This window comes from Sphingobacterium cellulitidis (assembly GCF_043187465.1).
Lineage (GTDB): Bacteria > Bacteroidota > Bacteroidia > Sphingobacteriales > Sphingobacteriaceae > Sphingobacterium > Sphingobacterium cellulitidis.
This window is the reverse complement of record NZ_CP171136.1, coordinates 275,595-290,244: the sequence shown is the minus strand read 5'-3', so window position 1 is coordinate 290,244 and position 14,650 is coordinate 275,595. Positions and strand designations below refer to the sequence as shown.

12 protein-coding genes are annotated in these 14,650 nt (G+C 38.0%); 5 read left to right on the top strand and 7 right to left on the bottom strand.

Annotation, left to right across the window (positions count from 1 at the left end):
- The first annotated feature begins 173 nt into the window (after positions 1-173).
- The 5 genes from ACF3OC_RS01265 (at position 174) to ACF3OC_RS01245 (ending at position 4,943) form a co-directional block, all read left to right on the top strand.
- Entirely contained in the window at positions 174-1,217 is a 1,044-nt protein-coding gene (locus tag ACF3OC_RS01265; RefSeq protein ID WP_218823972.1) for a carbon-nitrogen hydrolase family protein, read from the top strand.
- 26 nt (positions 1,218-1,243) lie between these two features.
- Positions 1,244-2,365 (top strand): cupin domain-containing protein, encoded by a 1,122-nt coding sequence (locus tag ACF3OC_RS01260; protein ID WP_094281033.1) that lies wholly within the window; start codon positions 1,244-1,246, stop codon positions 2,363-2,365.
- A gap of 26 nt (positions 2,366-2,391) precedes the next feature.
- On the top strand, positions 2,392-3,309 hold the full coding sequence (locus tag ACF3OC_RS01255) for a fumarylacetoacetate hydrolase family protein (protein WP_094257668.1): 918 nt from the start codon (positions 2,392-2,394) through the stop codon (positions 3,307-3,309).
- 11 nt (positions 3,310-3,320) lie between these two features.
- Positions 3,321-4,076 (top strand): Asp/Glu racemase, encoded by a 756-nt coding sequence (locus ACF3OC_RS01250; RefSeq protein WP_094281032.1) that lies wholly within the window; start codon positions 3,321-3,323, stop codon positions 4,074-4,076.
- 81 nt (positions 4,077-4,157) lie between these two features.
- Positions 4,158-4,943: an IclR family transcriptional regulator gene (locus ACF3OC_RS01245; RefSeq protein WP_094257666.1), complete on the top strand. Its 786-nt coding sequence runs from the start codon at positions 4,158-4,160 to the stop codon at positions 4,941-4,943.
- 8 nt (positions 4,944-4,951) lie between these two features.
- Here the strand turns inward: ACF3OC_RS01245 and ACF3OC_RS01240 are convergent, their stop codons facing one another.
- The 7 genes from ACF3OC_RS01240 to ACF3OC_RS01210 form a co-directional block, all read right to left on the bottom strand.
- A complete protein-coding gene (locus tag ACF3OC_RS01240) occupies positions 4,952-6,934 on the bottom strand; it encodes a putative porin (protein WP_256962545.1) in 1,983 nt (660 codons plus the stop codon).
- A 57-nt stretch (positions 6,935-6,991) separates the two neighbouring features.
- Positions 6,992-7,807: a purine-nucleoside phosphorylase gene (locus tag ACF3OC_RS01235; protein ID WP_094257664.1), complete on the bottom strand. Its 816-nt coding sequence runs from the start codon at positions 7,805-7,807 to the stop codon at positions 6,992-6,994.
- A 68-nt stretch (positions 7,808-7,875) separates the two neighbouring features.
- Positions 7,876-9,387 (bottom strand): sodium:solute symporter, encoded by a 1,512-nt coding sequence (locus tag ACF3OC_RS01230; protein ID WP_094281031.1) that lies wholly within the window; start codon positions 9,385-9,387, stop codon positions 7,876-7,878.
- Positions 9,388-9,405: 18 nt separating this feature from the next.
- Positions 9,406-10,218 (bottom strand): N-acetylmuramic acid 6-phosphate etherase, encoded by an 813-nt coding sequence (gene murQ / locus ACF3OC_RS01225; protein WP_094257736.1) that lies wholly within the window; start codon positions 10,216-10,218, stop codon positions 9,406-9,408.
- An 86-nt stretch (positions 10,219-10,304) separates the two neighbouring features.
- A complete protein-coding gene (locus tag ACF3OC_RS01220) occupies positions 10,305-10,931 on the bottom strand; it encodes a polysaccharide deacetylase family protein (RefSeq protein WP_256962544.1) in 627 nt (208 codons plus the stop codon).
- 53 nt (positions 10,932-10,984) lie between these two features.
- A complete protein-coding gene (locus ACF3OC_RS01215) occupies positions 10,985-12,772 on the bottom strand; it encodes a glycoside hydrolase family 9 protein (protein ID WP_256962543.1) in 1,788 nt (595 codons plus the stop codon).
- A gap of 9 nt (positions 12,773-12,781) precedes the next feature.
- The gene (locus ACF3OC_RS01210) at positions 12,782-14,617 is read right to left on the bottom strand and encodes a PQQ-binding-like beta-propeller repeat protein (protein ID WP_094281030.1); all 1,836 of its coding nucleotides are present in this window, start codon (positions 14,615-14,617) and stop codon (positions 12,782-12,784) included.
- Positions 14,618-14,650: the final 33 nt, after the last annotated feature.

The window sequence follows — 14,650 nt, the reverse complement described above, 5'->3', positions numbered from 1 at the left end:
ACAAATATAAATATAATTTTAGAATTGCAAAATTAATTTCATAATAGCTGAATTTAATGTGTTATATATACATTATAATTTAATATTGTCATTTTTTATTTGTTATTGTTGAATTTAATTTCGTAGTTTTGAATTACAGATTATTATAAACTTAATTAACTTTAAACGACATCATGAAATTTCCTAAGTTCAAAGCGGCTGCCGTTCAGACCTCTCCAGTTTACTTTAATGTAGACGCTACTGTGGCTAAGGTTTGTTCAATCATTAAAGAAGCAGCAGACAATGGCGCCAAGCTAATTGCCTTCCCTGAAGTTTTTATTTCGGCTTACCCTTATTGGAATTGGATCATGAGTCCAGTCGAAGGCAGTAAATGGTTTAAAAAACTGTACTTGAATTCTATTACAGCTGACGGACCTGAAATTGATAAAATAGCGCAAACAGCAAAAGACTACGATATCAATGTTGTAATTGGTTTAAATGAACGCGTAAAAGAAAAAGTTGGAACACTTTATAATACTATAATAACTATCAACAATGAAGGAAAGGTCTTAGGTAAACATAGAAAACTAGTTCCTACATGGGCTGAAAAACTTACCTGGAGTGGTGGTGATGGCTCTTCATTAAAAGTTCATGAAACTAGTGTGGGTCCTTTAGGCGCCCTAGCTTGTGGCGAGAATACCAATACCTTAGCCAGATTTGCCCTATTGGCTCAAGGTGAATTGATCCACATCGCCAATTATATCGCCCTACCTGTTGCCCCAACGGATTACAATATGGCTGAAGCAATTAAAATAAGAGCCGCAGCCCATTCTTTCGAAGGAAAGGTATATACGATTACTTCTTGCTCAACTATTTCAGAAGAAATTATTCAAATGTTTGAAAAAGAAGTTCCGAATGCAAGAGAACTCTTGACCAGAAAAAATAGCTCTTATTCTGGCTTTATCGATCCTAACGGACAACAAATTGGAGAATCTATAATAGATGATGAAGGAATTGTATATGCAGAAATTGACCTCGAAAAATGTATTCAACCAAAACAAATGCATGATTTACTCGGTCATTACAATAGATTTGATATCTTCAACCTGAAGGTAAATATAACTGCAAATAATGCAATCAATTTTGCTGACCCAAATAACTCCTTGAATCTACAATCTGAGGAAACCGATTTAAATCAATGGGTGGATATGACCAATTTGAATTCATATAAATCATAAATTATAAACTATAAAACCAGCTCATCATGGAAACAAACATTTATAAAGGTAAAGATGATGTTTACGGCAGAGCACGTGTACAAGATAATGAAGAATTAAAAGCTTATTATGGTAAGCTTGCAGAATTGGATACCGGTGCTTTATGGACCGTAGCCAATGAAATTGAACCTTGGGAACCTATTTCCAACTCAGTGCCAATGCTCTGGAAATACGACGAACTCCGAGATCTTGTATTAGAATCTGCAAGATTAGTAACCCCCGGACAAGCCGGAAGAAGAGTCGTCTACCTCATCAATAAAAAAAGAGCGAATGTAAAAGCTGCCTGCGGATGGTTATATGCAGGAATTCAGGTAACTCAACCAGGAGAATCAACTCCCGCACATCGACATAAAGCCGCAGCATTGCGCTTCATCATGGAAGGCGATAAAGGCTATACCATAGTCAATGGAAATAAAATATCCCTCGGTGTCAATGATTTTGTCATTACTCCAAATAGCACCTGGCATGAACATGGTGTAGACCCAGATGGAAAAACTTGTGTCTGGATGGATGGCTTGGATATTCCTTTGGTGAATGCATTGGAAGCGAATGATTATGCGGTATATGATGACGAAGATGGTCAAGAAGAAGTGGTGCCAATGAATTATTCCCCAATGAGCTATTCCGGAAGCGGATTGATACCTGTCGATAGAGAATGGAATAACCCATATTCTCCATTATTCAAATATTCTTGGGAAAGTACTTATAATGCACTGGTTAATGCCGGAAAAGTATCAGATGGAACTCCTTTCGACGGTGTAATAATGCAATACTCAAACCCACTAACAGGTGGCCACGTAATGCAAACCATGGGTGCAGCAATGCAAATGTTAAAACCAGGCCAAAGAACCAAAGCTCACAAGCATACAGGTAGTTTTATCTACCAATGTGCAAAAGGTAAAGGTTATACTATTATCGACGGCAAAAGATATGACTGGAAGGAAAGAGATACTTTCTGTGTCCCTGCTTGGGCTTGGCATGAACATGTCAACTTATCCGACAGCGAAGAAGCATTTTTATTTAATTTCAATGACCTTCCAACCATTAGCAAATTAGGCCTATATCAAGAAAAAGCCTATACTGAAAATAATGGTCATCAAAAAATATAGTGGAATAAAATTTATAAACCGAATTCATGAAACTAGTAACATATAGAGCTAACACTGAAGCCGAAGGCCGATTAGGCGTCATTATATCTGATTTTGATATCATCGTTGATGTCGAAAGTCTAGGAATTAATTTTGGAATTGATCTTCCTAAAACGATGCTTGAATTTATTGACCTCGGAAACATAGGCGTAAAAGCTTTGGATAAAATAATAAAAGAATCTGCGGTTACTGACTTGGTAACCTGCAGTATTCCTTTTGAAAATGCTATTCTTTTGGCTCCAATTCCTAGGCCTAGAAAAAATATCTTCGGTATCGGATTAAATTATACCGAACATGTTGCCGAATCAGCTCGTACTTTAGATACTTCAAAGGAACTCCCTCAAAAATGTGTCATCTTTAGTAAACCACCTACCACGGTTATCGCTAATGGTGACCCTATTAAGCATAATGAGGAAATTACTCAGCAAATGGATTGGGAAGGAGAATTAGCTGTAATTATTGGAAAAAAGGCAACGAAAGTATCCAAAGAGAAGGCTCTAGATCATGTTTTTGGATATACAATCATTAACGATATCAGCGCAAGGGACTGTAGAAGATCCGGTCAATGGATCGTGTCTAAAGGTCAGGACACCTACGCTCCAATGGGACCCATGATTATCACAGCAGATGAACTAACTGACCCGCACAACTTAGATATTATCACAAAAGTGAATGGTATTGAAAAGCAAAATGGAAACACCAAATTCATGCTGTTCAATGTTAATGCTATTATTGAAGATATATCTGAATGTATCAGTTTGGAACCAGGCGACATCATAGCAACTGGAACACCGGCTGGGGTAGGTGCTGGTAGAGACCCGCAAGAATTTATGTTCCCTGGAGACGTTGTAGAAATTACAATTGAACCTATTGGAACTCTTAAGAATCCTATTGTAAAGGCGTAATCCTATTTCATATGTCCAAACTAAAATATAAAATCGGCCAAATCGTCCCTAGCTCTAATGTAACCATGGAAACTGAAATCCCTGCCTTATTCAGAGCCAGAGAAAGCATTTATCCAGAACGCTTTACATTCCATTCCTCCAGAATGCGAATGAAACATGTTACAAAGGAAGAGCTTGAAAAAATGGACGCCCAATCCGACCAATGTGCTATTGAACTATCAGATGCTCATGTAGATGTTATGGGCTATGCTTGCTTGGTTGCAATAATGTCAATGGGCAAAGGGTATCACTGCGTTTCGCAAAGTAGACTACATCAAAAAACAGTCGAAAATGATTTCCCAACTCCTATTGTAACAAGTGCTGGAGCATTGGTGGAAGGACTAAAAGCATTGGGTGTAAAAAATATCGCTGTAGTAGCTCCTTATATGAAACCCTTAACACAAATGGTAGTTGACTATATTGAGGATCAGGGATTTATAGTAAAGGATTGGGTAGCTCTGGAAGTCGCAGACAACCTAGAGGTAGCCGCTTTAGACCCTGAAAATCTAAAATCTATTTATAAGCAATTGGACTTGACTGATGTTGAAGCTCTAGTCTTATCAGCTTGTGTTCAAATGCCATCATTACCAGCTGTTGATTTTATTGAAAATGAAATAAAAATCCCTGTGACAACTGCTGCAATCTGTACTACTTATCGTATGTTAAAAGAGTTAGGATTGAAAGCTCATGTCCCAATGGGTGGAGCACTTCTTTCAGGCAATTACTAATTTTTAGCATTCGGCGAATCAATTTGTTTTTTCCATAAGGGAAAAACATTTAGATTCGCCTTTTGTTACCCTTTAAAATTCATGGAGAAAAAAAAGAACGGTATTCAATCTATTGACGTAGGATTTTCAATCCTTTCGGTCTTGGTTCATTCAGCAGCACCTCTGCCTCTGAAAACAATTTCTGCACAAAGCGGATTGTCACCTAGTAAAATACACTCATACCTGACTAGCTTTATTAATCTTGGCGTGGTGGAACAAAATCTAACAACTGGATTTTATAGCCTCGGTCCTACTTGCTTGAAGCTAGGTCTTGGCTACCTTGACCAAGTAAATATCCTCACTTCCTCACAGCCCGTTATGCTAGAATTAGCCCAAGAAATTGGCCAAACTGTATTTCTTGGTGTTTGGGGAAACCGTGGACCAACCATTGTAAACCGAGTTGATGGCCCTTATTCTCAAACGATATTTGATCTTCGAATCGGTAGTGTCCTGCCTTTATTGACCTCCGCTTTGGGGAAAAATTTTGCAGCGCATTTACCATTATCATTTATCGAACCTTTTATCGTCGAAGAAATCGAAAAACAAGGTAGCCTCAATGGCAAGCCTGTCGCACTTTCTGAAGTATATAATATGCTCGATAACATCCGAGCAAATGGAATAAGCACCTCTAGAGGTCAGCTTTTGTCTGATTTCACCTCTCTATCCGTTCCTATCTTCGACTTCTCAAGCACTATTTATGCTGGAATTACAATCATGGGGAAAATTGATGTTTTTGATGATCGATTAGACTCAAAGCCTGCTAAATTATTAAAAGAAGCTGGTAGAAAATTATCTGAATTGGGTGGTTGGACCGCAAAAAGTAAATAACCTATATCCTAGTCATAGAACTTCCAAGAAACTCCAAAACGTAAAAATGCTGGGTTCATTGGATATCGCCTTACAGTATAATATCCTTTTGGATATACATGTTGGTTGACAAAATTATAACTCAAAAACAAGTTCACACGATCAATATTTCCTGTAAACCAAACGTCGGCAATAGGATATGTGGAGAATTCTATACCAACATTATCGTTGTAAAACTGTCCGGAGTTAATCGAATAGGAAGGTGTACGGAATGGGGTATTAAATCGAACATCCATACCAATCCTAAAATCCATGACATTATACAGGATATTTGCATAATACAGACTATGCCAAGTATATAGCTCAGGTGTAGCCAAAACCGCCATCGCATCCGACTTCTGATAAACAACACGATTGTCTAAATGAAAACGACGAAATTTAAAATTCTGCCCAACCGTAAGCTTTAACAAATTAAGATTCCCCTCCTGCTCTGGAGCTATATGTCTTGCTCCCAAAACATTATTACCTGGATTCGGAAGCTCCTTGAAATAGGTATAATTGTTAATCAGAAAATATTCTAATTTACCATTGAAACCTATTTTATTATTCACATACTGAAAGGATAGGTTTTGTGTTTTGATTTTATTTAAATTCAAATCCTCCTCTTTCCAAGAGTGGTAAGATAGATTCGCATTCTGAAAAATCATCTCCGGTGATTTATTCTGTGAATAAGCCCCGATTCTTAACTTTCCAAAAACATCACTCAAGTGAACATCAGCATAGGCCTCATATAAAAAGTCTCCAAAATTCCGACCAACGACAATTTGATTGGCCGTAAAATTAACATCGACCTTATCTGAAAACTTATATCCTATGGCTCCCTTGACCATACTATTCTGGTAAAACTTATTCAACACACTATCCGCATACCAGATCAAATCATTTTGAAAACCTAATTCTACTTTGGCCTCATTCTTCAGATTCTTACCTCGCAAATAAAAACTATACGTAAAATCATTGGATATCGTAGTAATCTTTGTCGTATCATCCACCCTAACTAAATTGTTATAAGGAAAGGCATTATATAAATCGGATTGATTCTTGAAAAAGATATATTTCTGTTGTCGGATACTTGAATTATGAGCAATAACATTCGTAGGATGAATTTCAGCATCTGGACCATTTCCACTTACCGTGTCAATCCTTCCCATAAAATAAGACTGTCTCAAGAAAAAACCTAGATCCTTCCACTTATTAAATGGACGGTTACCTTGGATTCCATCCAATCGAACAGGGTATCGAGAAGGTGAGGTATTGCTTGAAGTGTCTCTGAATAATGTATCGTTCCGAACAGAACCGTTTTCTGTCGCATCAAGCGTATTAAATGTGAAATTCGATAATAGATTGTACCGCTTACTCGGAGATTCATACCATGCGAAAACTGCCCCTTTACGATCACTATACTGCTGGTTATTATAGTATCCATCCGTATTCGTAGCATGATACTCCGCTCCGACATTTAAATGTGGATTGATATTCTGTGCTAACTTGGCTTTAAAAACCTGATCATCAAAAAAGAACCCTACCGCATACAACTCCGAATATCTCGCTCTTGCACGATAATACTGTACAGAATCCGATGTCAATAAATATCTTTCTAATGCATGATAACCGGATTGGAATCCAATGGTTTTATTCGGGTTGAACAAAAGGTCTCGGGTAGCAAGTCCATATGAACCTAGATTGATGGAAGGATCCCAGGGAAGATTTTGCTTATTGTAATATTGAAAGTTAACATGGGAGGTATCGATCTGGAAAGTCTTCGTCCCCTGTTTCATCGTCCTTAAATTCGTAAACCGAACATACTTCGCCGTAAAAATGACTGAATCTTTCTTATTGTCCTCCGCATTACGCGCAGAATCCAAGGCAGAACTGAACTCATCTTCAGTCTGAGCGTAAAGTTTAGGAACTAGACTAAACAATATCAATACAAACAGCAACCTTCTAAGCATACTCAATCAGGATCGGTACAAAATTTATGCCCCCAAAAATAACGCAAAAAACCAAAATTATTGCAAAGCAATCAATTCTTTTAAAATACTTGTCATTTTAGGTTCTGCCTGGGCCGCAACTTCCACAATGTCCTTTAAAGAAACCGGTCTTAAGTTGGGATGAAAACCCTCATCCGTAATTACAGAAATAGCAAAGACTGGCAAACCCATATGATTGGCAACAATGACCTCAGGAACAGTACTCATCCCAACAATATCACCTCCAATAATCCGCATATAACGATATTCCGCCCTCGTTTCTAAATTCGGTCCCGGTGCAGATACATATACCACCTTATGCGTCCTAATACCTAATCGAGAAGCAATTTCCATCCCTTCTTCAATCATCTTAAAGTTATATGGCTGGCTCATATCCGGAAATCGAGGTCCTAAATCCTCATCATTACTCCCACGTAATGGATTATCCGGCAATAAATTGATATGATCTTCAATAATTCCGATATCACCCTTTTTAATATCTGGATTTAATGACCCTGATGCATTCGAAACAAAAAGCTTCTGAATACCTAAACCCTTCATAACCCGAATCGGAAAGGTGATTTCTTGCATGCTATAACCCTCATAATAATGAAGTCGACCTTGCATCGCAACAACTTTACGCCCATTCAAGGTGCCAAAAATTAATTTGCCAGAATGAAATTCAACAGTGGAAATGGGAAAATTCGGAATATTGGAATACATCATCTGAAACTCAACCTGAATTTCTTCAACAAGCTTCCCAAGGCCAGTGCCTAAAATAATACCGAATTCTGGAGTGAAATCGCCGATTTTACGACGGATAGATTGGATAGATTCTTCAATCATTTGATACATGTGTGCAAAAAAAACTAGTTAATCAAACTTACTGTTATTTTTTTGCACACACAAATCAAGGATTAGCCTTACTTAACCGTTGTCATGGTCTTATTAACATTCCCCGGAGAAGTTAACCACAATAATAGAAAAGTAATTAAGCCATTATAAACAATCAGCTCAAAGCCAATTTTATAGGCTGTAAGTGGTAAAACATACATCGTCAACAAATAAATGATAACAGGTGATACCACACAGATAAATGGAACTAAATTATCATTGACACGCTTCTTGGTTAATATCCCAAAGGAGAATAAACCTAATAATGGACCATACGTATAACCAGCAATCTTGAAAATAGCCGATACAACGGATTCATCATTGATGATATGGAAAAGCAAAATAACCAATAACATCACAACTGAAAACGCCAAATGAACATAATTACGTTGCTTAACTAACTTAGGGTCATTCGGATTCTCCTTCTTGTTGAAGTTTAAGAAATCCACACAATAAGAGGTTGTCAATGCTGTCAATGCGGAGTCCGTGGTTGCAAAGGTAGCAGCCGTTAATCCCATCATAAAAATAATCCCAGGAACAATAGATAAATGACGTAAGGCAATCTCTGGATATAAGTAATCAGATTTACCTAAGTCAGCAATACTAATTCCGTTTGCATCTGCATAGAAATATAATAATGCGCCTACCGCAAGGAAAAATATATTAATCACGACAAAGATCCCCGTAAAGGTCATCATATTCGTCTGAGCCTCTTTGATGGTCTTCATACTAAGGTTTTTCTGCATTAAATCCTGATCTAAACCAGTCATTGCAATCGTTACGAAAATACCGCCAATAATATGTTTCCAAATATTTCTAGGATCCCCTAATAGGTTCTCCCAAATAAATATTTTTGAATAACTGCTCTCTTTTACTTTTTCAAAAGCCTCAAATACGGTTAGCCCTAATCCATCTGCCATAAAATAAATGGAAAGTACGACGGCCAACAACAAGAATGTCGTTTGAAGGGTATCTGTAATGATAATGGTTTTTAGTCCACCCTTATTGGTGTACAGCCAGATAAGAATCAAACAAACCGCAACGGTCAGAATGAATGGAACATTCCAGGCATCAAATATATATCGCTGTAAAACTATGGCAACTAAATACAATCGAAACGCAGAACCAATTGTTCTGGAAATCAAGAATATCATTGCTCCTGATTTATAACTCTTATGGCCTAATCGCTCCTCTAAATAGGTATAAATAGAAGTTAGATTCATCCGATAATATAGCGGCAATAGGACATAGGCAATAATGATAAAGCCTATTGCATTTCCGAGTACAAATTGGAAGTAACTGAAATTATTGGCATCAGTAAGTCCTGCAGGTGTATTCCCAACATCGCCAGGAACTGAAATAAACGTAACACCAGACAATGCGGTACCAATCATACCAAAGGCAACCATGTACCATTTAGCATTCCGGTTCGCAACAAAAAACGTAGAGTTATCCGAAGAATTTTTGGATGTAAAATGCGCTACAGCCAATAAAATCCCAAAATAAACCACTATAAAGGTTAGAAGAATAATTGGAGACATAGGTAGACGAAATTTGTTTTATTTGTTAAGGTTATAGTTATCAATGGCTTTTCGAACGTTACCAAATTCTTCGATCAATGCTGTTGCTGTCTCTTCATCGGTACCTGTTTCTGCCATCACCATCCGCACTCCGCGACCTACCAACTTATGATTCGAAAGCTGCATATCAACCATCTTATTCCCTTTCACTCTTCCTAATTGAATCATCACTGCGGTGCTGATCATATTTAAAACCAATTTCTGTGCTGTCCCTGCTTTCATACGGGTCGAACCTGTAACAAACTCAGGACCTACAATCACTTCGATTGGATATTTAGCCCTAGCCGCAATTGGAGAATTCCCATTACAAACTAAACAACCTGTCGCAATCCCTTTCTCATTTGCCTTATCCAAACCCCCAATAACATAAGGGGTGGTTCCTGAAGCTGCAATCCCTAATACAAAATCGTTCTCATTGATGGCAAACTCCTCTAAATCTTTCCATGCTTGCTCGACATCATCCTCCGCAAATTCAACTGCCTTGCGGATAGCTGTATCTCCACCTGCTATTAATCCTATTACCCAATCAAATGGAACCCCATAGGTCGGAGGACACTCCGAAGCATCTAAAATTCCTAAGCGACCTGATGTTCCTGCTCCAATGTAGAATAATCGCCCACCTGCCTTCATTCGGTCGGATACAACCTGAACTAGCGATTCAATCTGTGGAATCACCTTCTCAACTGCCAACGGCACTGTTTTATCCTCATTATTAATATTTGTCAGAATCTCTTGAACCGACATCTTGTCTAGGTCTTGATAGTTGGAGTCCTTCTCCGTGGTGTTGATCATAGCATTCAGCATTTGCAATTCTTTCTATAACTTTTCCGTAAATATGCGACTTTTTGTTAAAAAACGCAAAAACACGCATTATAATTTTATATCTCGTCGAGTGGCACGAATTTATAACTTTTATTCTTCAATAATTCAATCAACCTTTCTAATTGATTAAATAATTTATCTTTTCTTTTAGGATCAGCCCCCAAATGAATTATTATTACAAATCCATTTAACCCTTCCTTCAGCTCATACTCAAATAACTGCCCTAAAATAGCTTCTGAAGACATATACCGCTTCCCCATGTCCGGATAGGTATAATCAGCCGCAGTCCTTAAGCCAGGAGTAAAATTGTATAACGTTAATCCAATTTCAGAACTCCAAGTCGTAATTTCTTTGTTGTACCATTCATAGGGCGCAACAAATTTATTCACCCCACCAACCCCTAAAGCCTTAATTTTATTGATGTTAGCACTTAAATCATCAATAAACTCTGTCTTACTCAGCAACAAACTATCTCTATTTTCCCATGGAGCATAAAGTAAGTGCTGGTCGGAATGTGGTCCTATATAATGTCCCTTACCATATAGCTTCTTTATTAATTCTGCAGACTTTTGATCCTCCAAGAATCTACCCGTAATAAAAAAACTCCCCGGAACCTTTTCCTTTTCTAATGTTCTCGCAACAACCGGCAACCCTTCCCTGAACTCATCGCCCGTAAAAATCAAGCTTACTTGCTTCTTACTGCTATCACCACGGATGATTGCTCCGTGCGCATCAATTAATCTTTTTTTTTTGACTCATCTTCCTTCGCCGAAAGCAAGTAAATCAATGATGCTGTCCCATCCATTGTGGGCTCATTCGTGCTATAATCCCCAAAATCATCGTGATAAACTACTAAATCACTTTGAAACGATGAATAGTCATCTGGTTTATACAATTGAATCCCAATCAGATTCTTATAAATAGACGAATAAACCGGCCCATCTACTAATCCTCCATCAATTGGGTAATTATGTAAATATGTAAACGATGAATGTGGGCTTGTTGGTGTGTCACCATGTGAAGGTAATCCATAAACCATACTTGTACCCCATGGATTCACCCCAAATAACCAGTCTATATTCGCCTGTTCTAATTCCTGAAACTTGTGGTCTCCTGAAGCTTCTCTGTACCATAAACATTGTATTGCAAATGAAGTGGTAAGATTATTACTGCACCATATAAATGGAACCCCACGGTAAAACATATTTTCTTTAGCCCTTGCATTAACAGCTTCAATACCTTCTTTATAATAACTCAAGGCTTCCTTTTTAGCTTTTCCCTCTGCTGACCTCGCAAGTTCAAAATGACCTAGGTTGATAAATGGATAATACTGATAATGGTTCGCTGTATCTTTTATCATCCATGGAGTCACTTTCTCTTGTCTGGCAAAATCAAGCGCTTTTTGAAGATGTTCTTGATTATTGTTCAAATTAAACATGGTGGCTTCTGCCAACTCCATATCATCCACCCAATTATCCTCAGCATAAATATAAGGAGACTTAACAGAAACTGTCTGAGTTACTCCAGGTTTTATGTAAGCATATTGTAAGGCTGTTTCTGCTTTTTCCTTCAATAAATTAGCATATTCAGAATCTTGACCCTTTAAAAGCTGATGACCTAAGCCAAAGGCACTCACAAACTTCGCTGCAGTCGAACTTGTTCCAGTTGTATTGTTCATGAACTTACCCCGTTGTTGTGGATTTCCATCAATAAAATAAACTGGTCGCTCATGCCCGCGTCCATAAACAGAATCCTGACCTGGCAAACGCATCGCCGTATGATCCCTGTCGTCTGCAATTTGATTAAACATGATATTCGACTTGGGATGCATCTTTACCAACCAGTCTAATCCCCAAATAGCCTCATCTAGAACATCCGCAATTCCATTCTTTCCATCTAATCCGTTCGCTTGTTTCTCATCCGTGAAAACAGATGGAAAATCACGATATGCAGCCAATAAATGATAAGTGGCATTCGCTGAAGTAGTAGCGTATTGTAAATAATCAGAAGCATCGTGCCATCCGCCCGCAACTTCTACCCTGGTACTATCTGGCATCCCAACGGAACTTGCATACATCGTAAATCCATCATGCGTATGGCAACTGTCTTGTAAAAAAGGATTAAATAATGTTCTTTGCTGACGCATATACCTCAATGTAAAATCTGCCGTCCCTTTATAAACATCTGGATTGATCTTAAAAGAGGGCGACTTCGTTCCATCATCCGACAGGAGATAATATTCTCCATGACCATTATACTTACTAAAGTCTAACCTATAACCTCTATTGAATGGACCATATTGCCCAAATTCCTTCCCTGCTTTCCCTGTATATACCGTTTTATTACTGCTCTTATCAATCAAACTAAATTTCTTAATCCCTTGATCCCCCTTACTGACCCATACGGCGACCTTCTTGTTGTCAGGAAGGTAACCCAATTGATTAATACGTATCCAACTGTTCTCTTGCGAAAAAACATGCAAACAACTGAACATCAAAAGAAATAAGAAAACTAATCTATTCATTATTATTTATTATGGTTTACTTTTAAGCATTACAATTTTACCATCCATGCTGCTCACTACAACACGATCCTTAAAAACCAATGGAGGATTGATCATCGCATTGGAAATTTTATATTGCCAAACGGTTTTGCCGGTTTTAGGTTCTACAGCAGACAATAATCCTTTGTCGCTAGGAACAAATATATATTTTGAATTACTATAAATCGCTGTTGGAGCTAATTCATAAGGTAATTTTAACTCTGCCTTCCATGAAACATCCATCTTCTCAGCATCAACAGGAACCCCAATTAATTCCCCATCCATGGTCTTCGCTAAAACCAGCTTCCTATCCTTCGAGATCCCCATAGATTCCCTAACACGGTATTCATCCTTCTTTTCTCTCCAAAGGGTTTTTCCAGTTTGTAAATCTATAGCTGTCATAAAACGGTCTGGAGCAACAATAAAAACCTTATTCTTCTCAACGACAGGATAACATGCTGCAGCCGAAAACATTCTATTCGTATGACCATTATCCCACTTCCAAACCAATTTACCTGTTTTTTGATCTAATGCATAGAATCCATTTTTCCAACTGCCAAAGATTACCTTATTATCCGCTAACGTAGGCAAGGTTGAAACATAGCCTTCAACAGCATCAAATGTCCAAAGTAATTTCCCGGATTTTACATCAATGCTTCTAAACACGCCATCCGAGGCTCCAATAAATGCTTTTCCATCCTTAACAGCCGGCGAGCCTAAAACTGCCTTTTGAGCCTCTAGCTTCCATAATTCTTTGCCCGATTTTGAATCTAATCCATAAATATAATGGTCTGATGATCCAACAACTACCACACCTTTATGAACTGCCGGCGTCGAATAAACCTTACCCCCAGTTTTGAAACTCCATAGCTTTTTACCTGTCTTAAGGTCTAATGCATAAACTTCACCAACGGTATTGGCTGTAAACATTCTTTTATTATCTGAACTAATCCCTGCTCCAATATCACCATGGTCCTCAAATTCCCAGATAACTTTTGCCGAACTACTCGAATTCATCGCATAATTAGGACGCTTTACACCTTGACTAGAACTTTCTGAAACCCTTTGCAAGGGTAACTTCAACCAATAGTCCTCCGTAATAAATAGTGGCTTGCGAACCTGAAAAAACACAGAATCAGGGGTAATACTAACAATATTATACCCCCCAACTTCATCTTTCGCACGTAAATTGGATCGAGCCATTACTCCTGGAATTCCCTCCCAATCATACAATTTATTGATATGACCATGCCCACATAAGGCTAGCTGAACATTCTTGGTCTTAAGACGATTAATATTCTCATACCAATTATTTAATGAAGAATCTAAAGGATAATGGTTTATGGCAATTAATGGTTTCTGTTGATCAGGATGAGCCTTAAAAATCGAATCCATCCAAACTAAGTTTTCTCGAGGTATTTGCCCCGGACTCATCCGCATATTAGGCCCTGAGGTCGTTCCAATAAATTCAACCCCCTTATGTTCAAAAAAGAAAGTCTCCGATCCGAAAACCTTACGGAATGAATTCGCCCCACTTTCAGACCAATTACTATCATGGTTCCCCGGAATAACATATAAAGGCAGATTTAAACTGTCCAAAATCTGCTTGGCTAATGCCAACTCCTCATCCGAACCAAATTCCGTAACATCACCCGATAAAATCACAAAGTCAATGCCTTGCTGCTGATTTAAGTCCAGAACAGTTCTGCGTAAATCATCAGCCCCAGTAGCACCGCCAACATGTGTATCTGTAACCTGAGCAAATTTGAAAGTTTGGGAAAATAGGTTTAATGGTAGTAGGAACAGTAAAAATAAAAGTCTTTTCATAGCAACTTAATAATAGAGCAAAAGGTCAATGAA